At 63.4% G+C, this 18,343-nt stretch carries 13 protein-coding genes; 6 read left to right on the plus strand and 7 right to left on the minus strand.

Features of this window, described 5'->3' with window-relative positions:
- Positions 1 to 40: 40 nt before the first annotated feature.
- The 3 genes from R0382_RS05550 to R0382_RS05560 all read right to left on the minus strand — a co-directional run bounded on the left by R0382_RS05550 (position 41) and on the right by R0382_RS05560 (position 7,588).
- Complete coding sequence (locus R0382_RS05550; RefSeq protein WP_432723066.1) at positions 41 to 6,133, minus strand: aminotransferase class V-fold PLP-dependent enzyme; 6,093 nt, start codon at positions 6,131 to 6,133, stop codon at positions 41 to 43.
- Positions 6,134 to 7,132: 999 nt separating this feature from the next.
- A complete protein-coding gene (locus R0382_RS05555) occupies positions 7,133 to 7,336 on the minus strand; it encodes a hypothetical protein (protein ID WP_432723068.1) in 204 nt (67 codons plus the stop codon).
- Positions 7,337 to 7,357: 21 nt separating this feature from the next.
- Complete coding sequence (locus R0382_RS05560; protein WP_432723070.1) at positions 7,358 to 7,588, minus strand: DUF4287 domain-containing protein; 231 nt, start codon at positions 7,586 to 7,588, stop codon at positions 7,358 to 7,360.
- A 213-nt stretch (positions 7,589 to 7,801) separates the two neighbouring features.
- Here R0382_RS05560 and R0382_RS05565 point away from each other — a divergent pair, with 213 nt between their 5' ends.
- From R0382_RS05565 to R0382_RS05575, 3 genes are all read left to right on the plus strand, one after another.
- Positions 7,802 to 9,784 carry an arylsulfatase gene (locus R0382_RS05565; protein ID WP_432723071.1) on the plus strand — a complete coding sequence of 661 codons (1,983 nt, stop codon included), beginning with the start codon at positions 7,802 to 7,804 and terminating at the stop codon, positions 9,782 to 9,784.
- 61 nt (positions 9,785 to 9,845) lie between these two features.
- Positions 9,846 to 10,742, plus strand: a complete 897-nt coding sequence (locus tag R0382_RS05570; RefSeq protein ID WP_432723073.1) for a hypothetical protein — start codon at positions 9,846 to 9,848, stop codon at positions 10,740 to 10,742.
- Between the two features lie 14 nt (positions 10,743 to 10,756).
- A complete protein-coding gene (locus R0382_RS05575) occupies positions 10,757 to 12,049 on the plus strand; it encodes an anaerobic sulfatase maturase (protein WP_432723075.1) in 1,293 nt (430 codons plus the stop codon).
- A 15-nt stretch (positions 12,050 to 12,064) separates the two neighbouring features.
- Here the strand turns inward: R0382_RS05575 and R0382_RS05580 are convergent, their stop codons facing one another.
- From R0382_RS05580 to proB, 4 genes are all read right to left on the minus strand, one after another.
- Positions 12,065 to 12,490 carry a GNAT family N-acetyltransferase gene (locus R0382_RS05580; RefSeq protein ID WP_432723077.1) on the minus strand — a complete coding sequence of 142 codons (426 nt, stop codon included), beginning with the start codon at positions 12,488 to 12,490 and terminating at the stop codon, positions 12,065 to 12,067.
- Positions 12,491 to 13,214: 724 nt separating this feature from the next.
- Positions 13,215 to 14,234 (minus strand): IS110 family transposase, encoded by a 1,020-nt coding sequence (locus R0382_RS05585; RefSeq protein ID WP_432723079.1) that lies wholly within the window; start codon positions 14,232 to 14,234, stop codon positions 13,215 to 13,217.
- 222 nt (positions 14,235 to 14,456) lie between these two features.
- Entirely contained in the window at positions 14,457 to 14,822 is a 366-nt protein-coding gene (locus R0382_RS05590) for a VOC family protein (RefSeq protein ID WP_432723080.1), read from the minus strand.
- A gap of 348 nt (positions 14,823 to 15,170) precedes the next feature.
- Positions 15,171 to 16,286, minus strand: a complete 1,116-nt coding sequence (gene proB, locus R0382_RS05595) for a glutamate 5-kinase (protein ID WP_432723082.1) — start codon at positions 16,284 to 16,286, stop codon at positions 15,171 to 15,173.
- 245 nt (positions 16,287 to 16,531) lie between these two features.
- On the opposite strand from proB, the gene R0382_RS05600 reads away from it, so the two are divergent.
- From R0382_RS05600 to R0382_RS05610, 3 genes are read left to right on the plus strand one after another with little or no spacing between them, the layout of a single operon-like run.
- Positions 16,532 to 17,152 carry a sulfite oxidase heme-binding subunit YedZ gene (locus R0382_RS05600; RefSeq protein WP_432723084.1) on the plus strand — a complete coding sequence of 207 codons (621 nt, stop codon included), beginning with the start codon at positions 16,532 to 16,534 and terminating at the stop codon, positions 17,150 to 17,152.
- Positions 17,121 to 17,891: a threonine/serine exporter family protein gene (locus tag R0382_RS05605; RefSeq protein WP_432723086.1), complete on the plus strand. Its 771-nt coding sequence runs from the start codon at positions 17,121 to 17,123 to the stop codon at positions 17,889 to 17,891. The genes R0382_RS05600 and R0382_RS05605 overlap by 32 nt, the downstream gene beginning before the upstream one ends.
- Entirely contained in the window at positions 17,888 to 18,337 is a 450-nt protein-coding gene (locus tag R0382_RS05610; protein ID WP_432723088.1) for a threonine/serine exporter family protein, read from the plus strand. Before R0382_RS05605 ends, R0382_RS05610 begins: the two co-directional genes overlap by 4 nt.
- Positions 18,338 to 18,343: the final 6 nt, after the last annotated feature.

An 18,343-nucleotide genomic window follows, 5' to 3' on the forward strand; every position in this document is an offset into this window, starting at 1 on the left:
CCGTTCAAACCCGCAATCGGCATCGGCATCGGCATCGGCATCATTCGGCGCATAAGGCCTCCTGCTCGGCTTGGGTTTCCGCCAATAACGCGTCCAGCCATTGAATCTGCTGATTGATCAGCGTGTCGATCGTGTCGCGGTGATAGCGGGTCTTGCAATAACCCCAGCGAATAACCAGCCGATCGCCCTGATATTCCGCCTTGATAAACGGCGTAAAGCCGGCATGCATCAGGCCATCGGGCGAACCGGTCGATTCCTGCGCCTCATCGAGAATACGATCGTCGTCCTGCGGCAGATGGATGCCACGTGGAACGAAATTGAATTCGATCTGGGCTTCCGGCACGCGCTTCATGATGTCGGTGATGGCCGGATCATTGCTCAGATAACGCAATCCGCTGTAGGACAATCCGTCATCCTGCAATTCGTTCAATTGCGCGTGAACGCCCCTGGCAATATCGATCCGGCTGGCATCACGCGGCAGCGTCGCGAGGTCGAGATGCGCGATGCTGTAATTGGACAACCAGGCGACCGTGCGGCTGAGTTCAAACCGCGCATCGTGGCGGGCAATCCGACCGTTATGCACGGTATTGACCGCGTAGCAGCTTTGCTTGAATTGCGTTTTGTAAGTCATCGCCAGCGATGCAAGCAACATCGTCGAAACCGGCACACCGGCATCGCGCGCCAATTGTTCCAATCCGGCGGTCGCGTGTTCGCTCAGCGAGACCGAACGGATATCGAGCATCGACAGGCCGAAATTGACGGCCAGCGCTTGCTGATTGCTATCGGCCGGAAGCGGCAGGCAACGGCTCCAATCCTTGCCGGCCCAATAGTCCAGATGCTGCAGCGCTGCCGTTCTGGCGTAATTGGCCTGCCACTGCGACCAATCCTTGACCGAGGCGGTTTTTCGCGGCAATTGCAGCGGCTGCTGCTGCGCCAATTGGCGATACGCCGTTTCCAGATCGTCGAGCACGATGCCGAAGGAATAGGCATCGATGATCAGATGGTGCGCGAGGATGAACAGGCGACGCGCGCGACCGGGGCCGAAATCGAAGACGACGGCCTTGAACATCTGCCGGCTGATGTCGAGGCTGCGCTGCAACTGGTCGCAGATCAGCTCGATCGTCGCCGCCTCGTCTTTCTCGGTGATACTGGCCAGATCAATGCGCTGCCACCACGCCGGCAAGGCGTCGAATGCCAGCACGTGTTGCTGATAGCGGCCGTCATGTTGCGTCCACAGAATGCGCAGGCCGTCATGGTGTTGCAGCACCGCGGCCATGGCCCGCTGCAGCACGCCGAGGTCGACGTCGTGCTCGATGCGGCACAGCTGCGTCGCGTTCCAGTGGTGATAGTCGGCGCGCTTGAGGAACCAGTGATGATTGGCGAGCAGCGGCACCTTGCCGACGATGGCGGCCTGCGAGCCGGCGTCGTCCTTGGCGCCCAGCTTGCAACGCGCCGCGAGTTCACGCAGCGAGAGGTTGGCGAAGACATCGCGCGGCGCCAGTTCGATGCCGCGTTGGCGCAGCTGGGTGACCAGTTGCACGACCAGCAGCGAATGCCCGCCCAGATCGAAGAAGCGGCCATCGGCGCTGACCTTGTCCAGCGCCAGCAACTCGCCCCACAGCCCGGCCATCAGGGTTTCCATCTCCCCTTGCGGCGCAAGGTGGACGATCTGTTCGGCCGTCGGCTTGCGTTGCTGCAGCTGGCGCTTGTCGACCTTGCCATTCGGCAGCAAGGGCAGGCTGTCGACAAAGTGCAGCGCGCCCGGCCGCATATAGGCGGGCAGTTGCGCCTGCAGTGCCGCCTGCAATTGCGGTTTCAGCGTCGCTTCCGCCTCGTCGGCGACCAGCCAGGCGATCAGGCCGCGCGGCTGCGCCACCACGACCGCGTGACTGACTTGCGGATGCGCCTTCAGCACCGCCTCGATCTCACCGGGTTCGATCCGGCAACCGTTGAGCTTGATCTGCTGATCGGCGCGCCCCAGCAGCTCGACCTGGCCGTCGGGCAACCAGCGGGCCATATCGCCGGTTCGGTACATCCGCCCGCCGAACGCGTGCTCGAACGGGTTGGCGACGAAGCTGTCGGCGGTCAGTTCGGGCAGGCCGACATAACCATCGGCGACACCGGCACCGGCAACATACAGCTCGCCGGCCACGCCCGGCGGCACCGGCTGGCCGTAGCGGTCCAGCACGTACAGCGTGGTATTGGCGATCGGCTGGCCGGCCGGCACCGTGCGCAAGCCGTCATCGCCCTCGACCAGCTCGTCGGCACGGCTGAATACCGGCGCCGGCGAGGGGTCGAAGCGGCGACCGATTTCGATCTGGTCGTTGAGCACGGCCACGAGGTCTTCGCCCTGCGTCAGTGGGTTGCACAGCACCACGCGGAACACGTCGATCGGTTCGGGGCTGATGTGCGGAACCAGCAAGCGCGTCTTCGACACGAAGGTTTCGTCGCGCAGGAACTGGAGTTCCTGGATCTGCACCACCAGCCGGTTGAGCTCGGCGTTGTCACTTTGCTGGTAGCCGTCGCGCAGATGCCGCGGCAGGTAGCGGTAGTTGACGATGTTCATGTCCGGCGTGCCGATCAGCTCGAAGCAGTCCGAAGCGGCCACCAGGTCGGCAAAGTAGTGCGCCCGCGCCAGATTGCGCTCGACCAGCCAGGCGTAGCCCTGCCGCGACAGCACGTTGAGGCTGGCGTGCAGATAGAGCACGTTGGCCGGCCGCGAGCCTTCGACGGTGTACTGGCCGAAATCGAAGCTGCCCTGCTTGGCCTGATAGGCGGCGTGGGTGGAAATCGCGTGGATCGACGCCGCGTCGCGGAACAGGCACAGGCTGATCCCCTGCGGCATGTACAGCTGCTTGTGCGCGCAGAAGGTCACGCTGTCGGCCAGTTCGACGCCGGCCAGCAGGTTCTTGTGCTTGCGCGAGAACTGGAAGGCACCGCCCCAGGCCGCATCGACGTGGAAATGGATGTTTTCGCGCGCGGCGATCTCGGCGATCTGCGGCAGCGGGTCGACGGTGCCGGTTTCGGTGGCGCCGGCGATGCCGACGATCGCGATGATCAGCTTGTTGGCGCGGCGGCATTCGGCGATCTGCCGCTCGAGCGCCGCCGGCGACATGCGCTGCCCGGCGTCCTGCTCGACGTGGACCAGGCTCTCTTCACCGAGCCCGAACAGCGCCACGGCTTTTTTCATCGAGTAGTGCATCAGCCGCGTGCCCAGAATGGCCACGCCACTGTAGCCCAGCGCCTGCACCGTCTGGTGCGCGCCACGCCGGACCAGCGTTTCCTTGCTGATGTCGTGACCGATCAGCGCCTTGTTCCGCGCGCACCACAGCGACAGCAGGTTGGCGACCGTGCCGCCGCTGGTCACCGCGCCGAACACGTGGTGCGGATCCTGGACGTACTGCTGGTAATAGTCTGCGGGCAGATCGAAGAACAGCCGGTGCAGCTGCGCCACCACCTGCCTTTCCAGGAAGGTGAGGACGCGCGAGGTCTCGATCTTGACCAGATTCTGGTTCATCGACGTGATCAGCGCGCTCAGCTCGGGCAGGAAGCTCGGCAGGCCGGACGTCATGTGGCCGATGTAGCGGCTCGACACCACGTTGACAACATTGGGCACGACGTGTTGATGCAGGCCGCGCAGATAGGCGTCGTAGCTGATCGGTGCGTTGGCGATCGTGGTATCGGAAAAATCGAAGCGCGCATCGACCGGCGGCTCGGGCTGATGCGTCACCGGCGGATACGGCGGCTGTGCATCGTCATTGCGGAAGTAGCGGGTCACCGCTTCCAGATCGTCGTTGAACACGCACTCGTGCCAGCTCACGTCGGCGCCGATCTCGGTGGAGCCATACAGATTGATCAGCCGTGCCATCGGCAGCGCCTGGTGGAAATCCCGCGCCAACTCGCCGGGCAGCGCCTCGCCGCTGCTGATGACCAGCTCGAGCAGTTCCAGCTCGGCCAGGCGACCGCTGTCGAGCAGCGCCCGCAGCAGCGACGGCACGACGGTCAGCCGGGTGACGCCACGCTGTTTCAGCAGATCGATCAGCGCACCGGTCTCGAACAATTGCTCGCGATCGACGATCAGCAACGGCGCGCCGCACACCAGCGGCTGCAGCAACTCGGCGATGTGGTCGACGAAGCCCAGCGACGTCTTCAGGCTGAAGACTTCATGCCGGCCGGCCGGCCAGGTCCGTTCCAGCCACGTCAGCCGGTTGACCAGGCTGCGGTGTGCCGCCAGCACGCCCTTGGGGCGGCCGCTGGAACCGGAGGTATACATGATGTAGGCCGGATCGCTGCCCGACGCCGGCAAGCCGGCGCGGCCTTTGCCCGGTGCAAACAGTTCGGCGGCGTCCAGCGCCAGCACGTCGACGTCGGCAAAACGGCGCGCTTGGTCGGCCGTGGCCAGCACGACCTGCACGCCGGCGTCGCCGACCATGCCGGCCAGGCGCTGATCCGGGAAGGCGGGGTCCAGCGGGACATAGACGTAGCCGGCCTTCCAGACCGCCAGAATGGCCGCCACCAGCGAGAACGAATGCTCGATGGCGACGCCGATGCGGCTGCCGGCCGGCAGCGCCCTTGCCTGCAGCCGCTCGGCCAGCCGGCTCGCGGCGGCGTCCAGCGTGCCGTAGCTGCACTGCGCCGCGCCGTGATACAGCGCAACGGCGTCGGGCTGGGTCCGGGCCTGCGCCTCGAACAGCTGGTGCGCGCCGCACTCGGCAACGGCTGCGGATGTTTGTGCGCGGTGCAGCGCCAGCGCTTGGCCGGCGGCGACGTCCAGCAAGGGCAGCTCGCCCAGACGCAACTGCGGCTGCCGTGCGACGGCTTGCAAGACCAGCTGCAGGCTGTGCGCCATGCGGGCAATCGTCGCCCGCTTGAACAAGGCCGTCGCATATTCCCAGCGCAGCACGGTGTCGCTGCCGCGGGTGTCGATGTCCAGCGTCAGATCGAAACGCGCCGGGCAGACGTCGATCGCCACCGGCGCAACGGTCAGCCCCGCCAGCGCGAGCTCGCGGCGATCGTCGCCACGGTGGCGCAACAGGATCTGGAACAGCGGGTGGTAGGCCGAATCGCGCTCGGTCCCCAGCGCCTGGACCAGCTGATCCAGCGTCGTGTCCTGATGCGCGTCGGCCTCGTCCAGCATCTGGCGGCTTTGCAGCAGGAGGTCGTCAAAGCGCGGATTGCCGCTCAGATCGGCGCGCAGCACCACGTTGCCGGCCACCGGGCCGATCAGCCCGCCCATGCCCGCCCGGTCGCGCGGATCCGATTCGGTCCCGACGACGATGTCCGTTTCACCGGCATAGCGGCTCAACAGCGCCGCAAACGCCGCGTGAAACAGGGCCTTCGGCGTCACCTGATGCTGCTGCGCCAGCGCGTTCAGCGCCGCGCTCAGCGCCGGGTCAAGGCGTTGCTCGTGCGCGCTGCCGTACCAGTCGGGTTCGGTCGGACGCGGATGGTCGAGCGGCAGATTGTGGCATTGCGGCAACGCGGCCAGGCGCGCCTGCCAATAGGCCAGCTGCGTGGCGGCCTGCGGTGCCTGCTGGCTTTGCCAGCGTGCGTAATCGGCGTGCTGCAGCGAACTGACCGATACCGGTTCGGCCGCATAGTGCGCCGCCAGCAGACGATTGAAGGCCGGCAGTGATGCGATGTCCATTGCGATCGCGTGGACGGTGAGGAACAGCACGTGGCGATCGCTGCCGTGCACCAGCACATGCGCGCGCACCATCAGATCCCGCGCCAGATCGAACGGCCGCGACAGTGCCTCGTCGCGGATCCGCGCCGCAGCAGCATGGCGCTGGGTGACGTCGGCATCGGACATGTCGGTCACGGCGATGTCGACCTTGGCCGCCAGCAGCGCCGGCTGCGGCGCGAGCTGATCCGCCGTCGCCGGATAGATCGTCCGCAGGATGGGGTGATCGCCGAGCACCTGGCTCAAGGCGCTGCGCAAGCGCGCGAGATCGAGGCCCCCGTCAATCTGGAAGACGTTCAACACGTTGTACTGCGCGCCGCCCTGATCGATGCGGTCGATCAACCAGAGGCGTTTCTGGTTGGATGACAGCGGCGGTACATCAGATTCGCAAGGGGATTGGATACCGGCGCCCTGGGCGGGCTGGTGCGGAGCAAGAGTGACGTTTGACATAGCGGCTTGAGAAAAACCTTCGTTGTTTATAAGTTTTAGCAACGGGTCGAACAAGACAATTCAGATTTCAACTCTCTGTATTGCTTGCTCATGATGTAACCATTCGCGAAAACCTTAACGACAACGCGCCAACCTGGTCATCTTACAAAACATGTATTAATGTAATATAACGTAAGAATATCTTAATTTGTATTAACAACTTGCCAATAAAAGAATTACGCCCAGCATTCATACCGAATTAACATATCGGCATAGAAAGTTTAAAGACAGTAAAAACATGACAATCAATCGATGATTGCAATCTTGCTTTCATGACAAACAAATATCAGTGTTAGCAAGTCGTTACCGGTCAAAACAAGTCCGATGACCGGAACACGGTTCCGGCTCGTTAACTTACGGGTTCAGATAGAAACCGGGGCGCTGCGCCCCTCTCCCGGCCTGACGCAATCCGCGCCGAAGCACCACCCCGGTCAGCACCGCCGCCAACGCCGATACCGGGGCAAATGCATGCCGTGATGGCTGTTTTTTGCGCCGAATACAACGATTCCACGATGCGAGCGGTCCCGAGGACCCTCGGTGCCCCGATAGCGTCATGCCTTCGGCAGCGAATGCGGGACGGGGAAACGCCAACTGATATGCATCGAGCCCGGCCGTGCATGGCCGGAACAAACGGGGGCTGATCGCCGGGACCGACGATCAGCGGAGGGCACGGTCAGCGCTGCTGATGACCGTGGCGGCGCGATGTACCCGGTCGCCTCGATCGCTCATCGAGACCCGTGGGGCGACGTGGGGGGATGTTTTGGCGCAATCGCAGCGCGCCTGAGTCAGGGCGTAGCGCGTCGTCGCGGCCCCCTGCTGCGCCAGCCGGCCGCTTCCGCCAGGGGATGACGCGGCGACCAAGCGGGTATGCCCGCTGTGTCAGGCAGGGCGGCGTACCGGCCCGAACACGATCGCAGCGCCAGACGGCGCACTGCGCCAACGACGATGATCGCCGCCGGTTCAGCGCCGGACGTAATACAGCGCGCTCAGGCCGAAGCCGAGCAGAAACAGCAGCCACGGGGCCGAGACGAAGTACGGGAACACCATCAAGGCCACGCCGACGAGCATCGGCTCGAACCGCATTTCACGCTTGCCGTGGCGGAAGGCGGCCAGACCGATCAAACCGAAAAAAAGCGAGGCAAACAGGACGGCAGGGGTCGGCATGGTGCTCCAGACGGGTACGCCTCAGGCGTCACCCTCTTGCTTGATGCCCTTGAGCAGGGCGTAGATGGCCATGGCGTGGCCGTGGCCGAGTGCGTAATCCGCCTTCAGCCAGGCAACGATGTCCCCGGCTTTAACGCCCGACCCCAGGGCGCCGTTGACCAACAAGCCGCGCTCGGTCGCGAGCCGGCGGAAATCGTCGGGGGACTGGCCGGTCTTGGTCTGGATCGTGTCAAGGTAAGCCTGGAACGACATCGGTATCTCCCTGCGCCAACGCGGCGCGTCGTTGTCATTGAAGTGCATCGCCGCGGCCCCGACAAGTGGGTCGCGCGGCGGTGCGTCTGCCGTGCGTAAGGCTTTCATCCGCATAACACCGCAAGCAATAAAAACAGGACAACTAAGTATTAATTGATCTATTGACTACTCATTACCATGGTCCGCTCCAACAACAATTTTCAGGGCGGGGCCATGCCAACCCAGGGCATTCTTCCTCAAAAATTCGGCTTCGGCGTCCTGTACGCCGCCATGCTCGGCGGTCTGGCACTCAGCGCCTGCGGCGGCTCGGACACCAGCAACGACGCCAGCACCAGCGCACAGCAGACCACGCCAGTACCGACGCCGACGCCCGCGCCGGTGGCTGCCGATGGTCGACCGAACATCCTCTACATCATGGCCGACGACCTCGGCTATTCGGACATCGGTGCCTTCGGCGGCGAGATCGAGACGCCGAACCTCGACGCGCTGGTCGCCAACGGCCGCATCCTCACCAATCACCACACCGGCACCGTCAGCGCGATCACCCGCTCGATGCTGATCTCCGGCACCGACCACCATCTGGTCGGCGAAGGCACGATGGGCGCGCCGAGCGACGAGCGCAAGGGCTTGCCCGGTTACGAAGGCTATCTGAACGAAAGCTCGCTCTCGGTCGCGCAGCTGCTCAAGGACGGCGGCTACCACACCTATATCGCCGGCAAATGGCACCTGGGTTCGAACATCGCTGGCGCCGGTGCCGGCGGCAAGACGCCGGATCAGTGGGGCTTCGAGCGCAGCTACTCGCTGCTGCCGGGCGCCGCCGCCAACCATTTCGGCCACGAAGCGGCGGGCTCGAAGAACTACACCGAAGACGGCCGTTACGTGCAGCCGGGCCAACCCGGCCAGCCCGGTGGCGTCGGCGGCACGCCGGCGGTGTTCTACTCGACCGACTTCTTCACCGACAAGCTGATTTCCTACATCGACGCCAACCGCAAGGACGGCAAACCGTTCTTCGCCTACGCCGCCTACACCTCGCCGCACTGGCCGCTGCAAGTGCCGGAACCCTGGCTGAGCAAGTACAAGGGCAAGTACGACCAGGGCTACGAAGCCGTCGCCGCGGCGCGCTACGCCAGGCTGCAGACGAAGGGGCTGATTCCGGCCGGTCAGGCCAAATCGGTCGACGTCGCCGAGACGCTGACGCGCTCGCCGGCCACCGCCGGCAACGGCACGCCCGGCGCCAAGTACATCAACGCGGTCAATCCGGCGTCGGCCGGCTATGTCGATTACGGTCAGGGCCGAGTGGTGAAGAAGTGGGCCAGCCTGTCGGCCGACGAGAAGAAGGCCCAGGCGCGCTATATGGAAATCTACGCCGGCATGGTGTCCAACCTCGACCACAACATCGGCCGGCTGGTGCAGTACCTGAAGGACACCGGCCAGTACGACAACACCTTCATCCTGTTCCAGTCCGACAACGGTGCCGAAGGCTGGCCGATCGACTCGGGCGCCGATCCGAAAGCGACCGATACCGCCAACGCGCAGCCGGGCAAGTATGAAAAACTCGGCACCGACGCATCGTTCGGCCAGCCGGGGCTGTCGTACGGGCTGCGCTGGGCCGAAGTCAGCGCCACGCCGTTCTCGCAGCTGAAGGGCATGATGGGCGAGGGCAGCATCTCGACGCCGGCGATTGCCAAGCTGCCGGGACAGAAGACGTCGCAGCAGCCCTTGCGCGGCTTCACCCACGTGACCGACAACACCGCGACCTTCCTTGCGCTGGCCAAGGTGACGCTGCCCTCGCAAGCCGCGCCGCCGCAGATCGACCCGAAAACCGGCAAGGACCTGAACAAAGGCAAGGTGATCTACAAGGATCGCTACGTCTTTCCGGTCACCGGCAAATCGCTGGTCGACGCGCTGCAGCAGGCCACGCCGGCGCCGGTGCGCAACACGCCGTTCGGCGAGGAAACCTACGGCCGCACGGCGATCTACAGTGCCGACGGCCGCTGGAAAGCGCGCTTCACCGAGCCGCCGTTCGGTCCGGTCGACGGCCACTGGGAGCTGTTTGACCTGAACAGCGACCGTGGCGAGACCACCGATCTGTCGTCGCTGTACCCGACGCTGACGACGACGCTGATCGGCCAGTGGAAGGGCTATATGACCGACGTCGGCGGGGTCAGCCCCTTGCGACCGCGAGGCTTCTACTAAGCCGTTCGACTAAAGCCGCCATCCCGCACGCCGCCCTGCGCGGCGTGCGGTTTTTACCGCCATGCACATCATTCACCCGATCACTATCCAGAATCCGCCACCGGCCGGGCACTTTGCCTTCCGCTGCAACGCCTGCGGCCAGTGCTGCAACACCCCGCCGCTCTTGACGCTGGACGAGCTGCTGCGCTTTGAGACCCGTTTCATCGGCGTGCTCGCGCTGCGCCGCGTCCGGCCCCTTCACGGCGACTTCGACGCGGCCGATCTCGCCGCGCAGGCCGAACTAGATCACACGCTGCTGCTGCCGGCACCCGGCGGCGAGACGCTGCAGATCACGCTGCAGGCGATCGACTACCCGTCGCTGCAACGCTGCCCGGTGCGCGATGCTGCCGGCCGGTGCACGCTGCACGCCGACGGCAAGCCGCTGGCGTGCGAGGTCGTGCCGCTCGACGCCTTGCGCGCCGACCGGCTGCAACACGCGGTGCTCGCCAGCCGGCACGGCGAGCTGCGCGACGCCGACTGCATCAGCCGTGACAAGCGCGACGGCTACGCACCGCTGGCCGACGCCACCGACGTCGTCGACCCGGCCTACCTCGACGCGCTGTACGCGCACCGCCACGCGCTGGCCACCGACAAATCGCGCTGGGGAAAAGCCTTGCACGCCGCACTGGCGACCGAACTGCACACGCCGGCAATGTGGCAGCGCATTCCGCACGATGGCTTTTTCAAGTTGTCACCGGTGCCGCTGCTCGCGCTGCTGGCCAGCGCCAACCCGACGATGCCGGCACGGCTGCTGCAGTTCATCGACGCCCAGTTGCACCTGATCGACGCCACCGTTGACGCCGCGCTGAACCGCAAAAACCCGGCCGACCGGCCATTGACCCAACAACTGCGCGGCTACGCCGACGCCTACCTTGCACTGCGCCCGGCCCTGCTCCGAGCCGCCACCCGCAGCGCCTGAACACCGAGAATCCCATGTACAGCACCGATACCCTGCAGCACGCCAAGCGCCTCAACATCAGCCCCGAGGCGCTGCAAACCTGGCTCGACGCCGGCAACGACAAACCGGGCCACGGCGTGACCCGCTATATGCACGCCACCGTGAAAGCCGTCGGCTCGGCGTGCAATCTCGACTGCAACTACTGCTATTACCTGAGCAAGGAAGGCCTGCTCGACCAGAAGAACCAGCGCATCGGCGATGCACTGCTCGAGACCTTCGTCGTCGACTACATCGCCAGCCAGGACGTCGACGAGATCGTCTTCACCTGGCACGGCGGCGAGCCGACGCTGCTCGGTGTCGATTTTTTCCGCCGCATCGTCGCGCTGCAAGCCAAACACCTGCCGCCGGGCCGGCGCATTTCCAACGATCTGCAGACCAACGGCACCTTGCTCGACGACGAATGGGGCGCTTTTCTAGCCGAAGCGGGCTTTCTGGTCGGACTGAGCATCGACGGCCCGCGCGAACTGCACGACGCCTACCGGCCGACCAAGAGCGGCAAGTCGAGCTTCGATGCGGTGTTCCGCGGTGCGACCATCCTGAAGAAATACGCCGTACCGTTCAGCACGCTGACGGTGATCAATCGCAAGAACGCGCTACAGCCACTCGCCGTCTACCGCTTCCTGCGCGACGAACTCGGCTCGAGCTATATGCAGTTCATTCCCTGCGTCGAACCGAAGCAGTTCGAGCACGTCGCGCCGGGCCATCTGGATAGTCAGCGGCTGGCGCCGCAAGGCAGCCCGCGCGCCCGGCCCGGCCATCCGCTGTCAATCGTCACCGACTGGAGCGTCGATCCGGCCGACTGGGGGACGTTTCTTTCGACGGTGTTCGACGAATGGTTCGCCCGCGACCTGAACCGGATCAAGATCAACCAGTTCGAAACCACGATCGCCCAGCTCCAGGGCAAACCTGCGCAGCTGTGCACCAGCAGCCCGTTCTGCGGCAAGAATGTCGCGGTCGAACAGGATGGCCGCGTCTACTCGTGCGACCACTACGTCTACCCGGAATACGAGATCGGCAGGATCGGCGAGCAATCGCTCGCCGGCATGGTGTTCTCGCTGCGCCAGCTGGAATTCGGCCTCGACAAGTTCAACAGCCTGCCCGGTGAATGCCGCCGCTGCCCGCACCTGACGCTGTGCTACGGCGAATGCCCGCGCACCCGGTTGCTGAAAACCCGGCCCGGCGAGGGCAATCTCAGCTACCTGTGCGAAGGCTGGAAAAGCTTCTACGACCACGCGGTGCCGCAAATGCGGCGGCTGCGCGCCGCTTAGCCGGTAATCACGGCATCAGGCCTCGACCTTGCGCTCCATCCGCAGCACATTGCCCTGTTCGCCAACCTGATCAAAGCCGAGCTTTTCGTAGAATTTCTTCGCCGAATTGCCCTTGAACACACACAGGCGAACCGCCTCGAGCTTGCGGGTTTTGGCCAGCGACATCGCATGGCCAAGCAGCTGCGTGCCGATGCCGTTGTGCTGCGCCTTGGGAATGACCTGCAGATCGTTGATGTACAGATGCTGCTGATTAAAGCTGACGCGGATCACCGCGACGCGCTCGTCGCGATCGCGGACGACATAGTTGTCGGTTGCCGTCAGGCTCTGTGCATGCGCGTCTTCATTCCATTCCAGCCGGTGCTGCGCATAGTGATGCGCCATGTTCTGGCGGGTTACTTTCTCGATGAAGGGAAAATCCAGACTGCTCGCTTCGCTGATCATGGCGCTCCATGGGCTCGGGGCCGCGTGACGTCGAACCACCAACGGGCTCGACTCGGATTGATACCCGTCGAGCATACGCCCGTCAGTGCTCCCAGTGGAATGGCATCATCAGAAAGCGCAAGGCGGCGAGGACTTCCTGGCGCGCCGGCGCGGGAGCCGGCCGATCCACAAGCCCGGACGGGCCTTGTAGATCGACGACATTGGCGAAGCGAGGCAACACTTTGCTTCCCAAGACAGACTTCGCCCCCTGCAATAACAGGCGGGCGGTAGCCGGTCCCGGTGGAATGTCGTATTAAAGATTAACCGAACTAACTGTCAAACGAACTTGAACTTCTGTTTGGCTTGATTCAGCCCGCAGGTTGGGCTGAGCCCGTGAAGCCCAACACGCCAAGCCGATGTCGGGTTGATTGCTTCCAGTGCAATGTTGGGCTTCATTACATTCAGCCCATATATGGACTCTCCCCGGCTTGCAAGCCTTCAGCATCGTTGGCATGTGGGACGACTGCACACATATATCCGGCCTCTTGTTGCTGCACCGCATTCGATGCCGGCCATGATGGGCTATTCGCGCGCCTGCTCCTGTACAACCTACCGTGCTCGAGGCACCTTGGGCTTGATCAGAGTGGTCAGACGCCGGTTCGACCTGTTTGCCATCAGCGCTGCTTGCTTTGCAATCGTCGATTGAGTGCTCCTTGTTTACTAGCAACTACACCTGCCATTCAACTCAAGTGATTTGGTAATCCTCTTCCTTCGTCAATAACGCCCACGCGATCCGGGCGTTCTTGTTCGCCAACGCCACTGCCGCCACATTCGCCGGCCGTCGCGCCGTCAAGCTGCGTAGCCACTGGCTGCGCCCATCCATCTTCGCGCCAATCTGTCGCAACACGGCTCTTGCGCCATGAATCAGCAAGGTGCGCAGATAAGCGTCGCCGCGTTTACAGATACCCAGCAGCCGTTCCTTGCCGCCGGAACTATGTTGTCGCGGCACCAGCCCCAACCACGCTGCCAGATCGCGACCACATTTGAATTGACGGCCATCGCCGATCGCTGCCACCAACGCCGTGGCGCTGATCGGGCCGATGCCGGGGATGCCTTGCAGTCGTTGCGCCGCCGGATTGCTTTGGGCAATCAAGCTGATTTCGCGATCCAGTTCCTTGATGCGACCGTCCAATTCGTGCAGGTCTTGCCACAGCCCGCCCAACAAGCGCCGGAAGCGACAGCTCAGGCCATTGGTTTGATCGTCATATAAACGGGGCAGCGCCCGGCACAATTGCTCGATGCGCTGCGCCACCACCAAACCACGCTCGGCCAGCAAGCCGCGAATCTGATTGGCCTTGGCGGTGCGCTGATGCACCAGTTCGCTGCGAATGCGGTGCACCGCTTGAATGTCTTCCTGCTCGACCGTCTTCACCCGGACAAAGCGCATGCTGGGGCGGCTCATAGCCTCGCAGATCGCCGCCGCGTCATTGGCATCGTTCTTTTGCCGTTTGACGTATGGCTTCACGAACTGCGGCGCGATTAATTTGACGTTGAAGCCCAACTGCTGCAGTTGCCGGCCCCAATGATGGGCGCCGCCGCACGCTTCCATGCCGATGTCGCACGAGCGATCCACCTCGTCGCGCAGGAAGGCGAGGAATTTGTCACGGGTTAATTGCTTGCGCAGCACGGTTTGCTCATCCCGCGCCACGCCATGCAACTGGAAGACGTTCTTTGCCAGGTCAATGCCGATGCGCATAAGCTTCATGGTGGACTCCTTCTTGCGATTGACTGGTGGTTGGAACTTCCAGTCCGGCACCTAGATGCCGATTCGGGAGGGGGGAGTCCATCCCATTAACCTACGTGCTGATTCTGGGTGCAAGCGGAAGCAGGCTTTCGCTAGCGAACGATTAATCAAAGACACCCTATAATCCAAAACCAAAGTAAGTGTTACTGCCGAGCATTGCATGTCCTGAAATACATCAATTAATTATTTACCAACGAGTACAAATACATTGCCGTCTGGCGCCTCCATGACTGCGACGTGCCCAGATTCAGTTGCAAAAGGGGTTCTTATCCATTTCACTTCCGCATTAGTGCTTAATTCTTTGTGAGCTTGGCGCACGTCCTCAACCAACATTTCTACTTCTGTGAATTTATTTTCTGGATGATTACTGAGCACAAGTTCAGAGCTGGGGCCACTCGCAAATTTCAGTCCTATTAACCTCCAAACATATCCATTCTCTAAGGGGCGTTCAATTTTCCAATTTTCCGACAAGCCGACTGACGTATAAAACGCCAAAGATTTGTCTATGTCGCTTGTGTGAATGCAAACACATTCAATTTTTTTGAACATATAAATCAATTCCTTCCATTCAGGATTTGGTAAGAGCCATGGGGTCTAACGTTGATATTTTCTGGATGTGGTATCGCTGCGAAAAAGGACACCTTTCATAAAATTTAACTTGCCGTTATATCTTATATAGCCAGACATCGCACTAAGCCACAACAGAGAAAACACTATGCCGAATCGACACTAACGAAACCGCATGCAATCTCTCCTAGACCTGGCTCTGGTTAGCCCCCTCCCCAATAGATGCCTTTTTTATATGCAGTATTGCGTTCCAAGACCATCTGCGCACCTGGCAATCGCATTCGGTTTGGCACCTTTAATGACGCACCAAATACCTCGGCCAATACGCCGTCACAGCAACACCAGATTATCCCGATGCACCAGTTCCGGCTCGTCGATATACCCCAGCGTCGCTTCGATCTGGCCGGTCGGCTGGCGCAGGATGCGTTTGGCGTCCTTGCTCGGGTAGTTGACGATGCCGCGGGCGAATTCGACGCCGTCCGGGCCGACGATGCGGACGATTTCGCCGCGCGGGAAATCACCGGCGATCTCGGTGACGCCGATCGGCAGCAGACTGGAGCCCTTGTCGAGCATGGCGCGGCGCGCGCCTTCGTCGACGTGGACGCGGCCGTGCACCTGCAGGTGGTCGATGATCCACTGTTTTTTCGCCGCCAGCGGCGTGGTGTGCGAGATCAGCAGCGTGCCGATCGGCTCGCCGGCGGCGAGCCGGGTCAGCACATTCGTTTCACGACCGCTGGCGATCACCGTGGCGGCGCCGCTGCGGGCGGCGCGCTTGGCGGCGATGATCTTGGTGTACATGCCGCCGGTGCCGACCGACGAACCGGCGCCGCCAGCCATCGTTTCGAGTTCGGGCGTGCCGGCGATGGCCTGGTTGACGAACTGCGCATCCGGATTGCTGCGCGGATCGGCGGTGTACAGGCCTTTCTGGTCGGTCAGGATGATCAGCGCGTCGCCTTCGATCAGGTTGGTGACCAGCGCGCCGAGCGTGTCGTTGTCGCCGAACTTGATCTCGGCGGTCACGACGGTGTCGTTCTCGTTGATGATGGGGATGACGCCGAACGACAGCAGCGTCAGCAGCGTCGAGCGCGCGTTCAGGTAACGGGTGCGGTCGGCCATGTCGTCGTGGGTCAGCAGCACCTGCGCGGTCTTGAGCCCGTGTTGGCGGAAAGCGGACTCGTACGCCTGACACAGTCCCATCTGGCCGACGGCGGCGGCGGCCTGTTTTTCGTGCACGGCGCTGGGCTTTTCGCTCCAGCCCAGCCGCGCCACGCCTTCGGCAACGGCGCCGCTCGACACCAGCACGACTTCCTTGCCCTGCTTGGCAAGTTCGGCGATTTCCTCGGCCCAGCGTGCCAGCGCATGGTGATCGAGCCCGCGACCTTCGTTGGTGACGAGGCTGGAGCCAACCTTGATGACGAGGCGGTGAGCAGACTGGACGATGGTCATGGCGATGGCGGGCGCGGGAAAAAAACCGATTATAAGGTCTGTCAGATCGGCGCGGCTGCGGCGACGAAACCTCAGAGGCAAAACCCCTGCCGACTGCATGGCGCCCGCTGGCCTGCCGGCGGCCCCCGCAGAATGCCGCGCCCGCTGCCGGAACGGCGGCGCCGGGGTTTTCCTGTCTCGTTCCGCGCTGCGCACTGCGCATCACGCAGCGCGGAACCGTTGCAAACCGACAAGGACCAAGCACCATGATCCGCAATCTGAAAATCGCCGTTTTCCTGATCTGCCTGCTGCCACTGGCGCGGCTGGTGTGGCTGGCGCCGGCCGCGGTGAATCCGGTCGAGTTCATCACCCATTCGACCGGCACCTGGGCGCTGGTCGGCCTGCTGGTGACGCTGGCCGTCTCGCCGCTGCGCCAGTTCACCGGCCGCAACGAGCTGCTGAAATTCCGCCGCATGCTCGGGCTGTTTGCGTTCTTCTACGCCTGCCTGCACTTCAGCACCTGGTTCGCGCTCGACCATTTTTTCGACGTCGCCGCGATGTGGCACGACGTCTACAAGCGGCCCTTCATCACCGTCGGCTTCTCGGCCTTCGTACTGCTGATTCCGCTGGCGGTCACCTCGAACGACAGGATGGTGCGCAAGCTCAAGCGCAACTGGGGGCGCGTACACAAGCTCGTCTACCCGATCGCCATCCTCGTCGTCGTCCACTACTGGTGGCTGGTGAAGCGCGACGTCACCGAGCCGGCAATCTACGCCGCGGTGCTGGCGCTGCTTTTGCTGTGGCGACTTGATCGTTGGCAAAAACGCCGTGCGGCTTCGGCGCGACAATCGAAGCATGGATCATCCCCAGCCTCATCCCCCACCTGACGCGGCGCGGATCGCCAGACTGGCGCTCGACGCCGCCGTCCTCGTCCACCAGAGCGGCGGCGATACCGCGCGCACCACGGCAACGCTCGATCGCAGCGCCCGCGCACTCGGCGCCAGCCGGGTCGACGCGATCGTCTCGTCGCTGAGCCTCGGCGTCACCGTCAACATCGATGGCCAGCAGGAAACCGCGCTGCGGCGCGCGCCGCACATGGGCGTCAATTTCCGTGTACTCAGCGGTGTCGAACGCGCGGTCAACGCGCTCGAGGCGCGGCGCATCGGCGCCAACGGCTTCGCCACGCTGCTCGACGATCTGGACAGTTATCCACACTACTATCCGGCCTGGCTGGTGGCGGTGTTTGTCGGCGTCGCCTGCGGCGCCTTCGCCGCGCTGTTTCACGGTGATCTGCCGGCCGTGGCGATCACCAGCGTCGGCGCGGCATTCGGCATGCGCGTGCGCCAGTTGCTGGCGATGCGCCACTTCAAACCCTTCGTGTTCGCACCGGCGGCGGCCTTCGTCGCGACGCTGATCGTCGGCGTGCTGCTGTCCTTCACCGGCACACCACAGGCCGCGCTGGCCGCGTCGGTGCTGTTCCTGATTCCCGGTGTGCCTTTGATCAACGGCGCGGCCGATCTCCTGAGCGGCAGCTATCTGAACGCGCTGGTACGACTGACGATGGGCGCCGTCTTCGTCGTCGGGCTCGCGCTGGGGATGAGCGTAGCGCTGAGGATGATCGTATGAGCGGCTGGCTGATCTCGCTGTGGGCCGCACCGGCGGCGCTCGGTTTCGCGCTGCTGTTCAACGCGCCACCGCGCGCCTTGTGGCCGGCAGCCATTCTCGCCGTCGTCGGCCGCTTGCTGCGCGATGTCGTGATGCATGCCGGTATCGACATCACCCTCGGAACGCTGATCGCCGCGCTGGCAATCGGCGCGCTAGCCGAAGTCTGGGCCCGTCGCGTACGGCTGGCGGCGCCGGTGTTCGCAATCTCGGCGGCAATCCCTATGGTGCCCGGCGTATCGATGTACGAGGCCGTGCACGCGCTGATGAAGCTCTCGGGCCTTGCCGCCGGCCAGTCCGGCGAGGCCTATCTGGTCGAGGCCGGCAGCAGCATCGTCCGCGCGGCGATGATCCTGCTGGCGCTGACGATCGGCATTGCGATGCCGTCGCTGCTGATGCGCCGCCGCTGAACGTGG

This window comes from Jeongeupia wiesaeckerbachi (assembly GCF_050916355.1).
In the GTDB taxonomy this organism is placed as follows: Bacteria; Pseudomonadota; Gammaproteobacteria; order Burkholderiales; family Chitinibacteraceae; genus Jeongeupia; species Jeongeupia wiesaeckerbachi.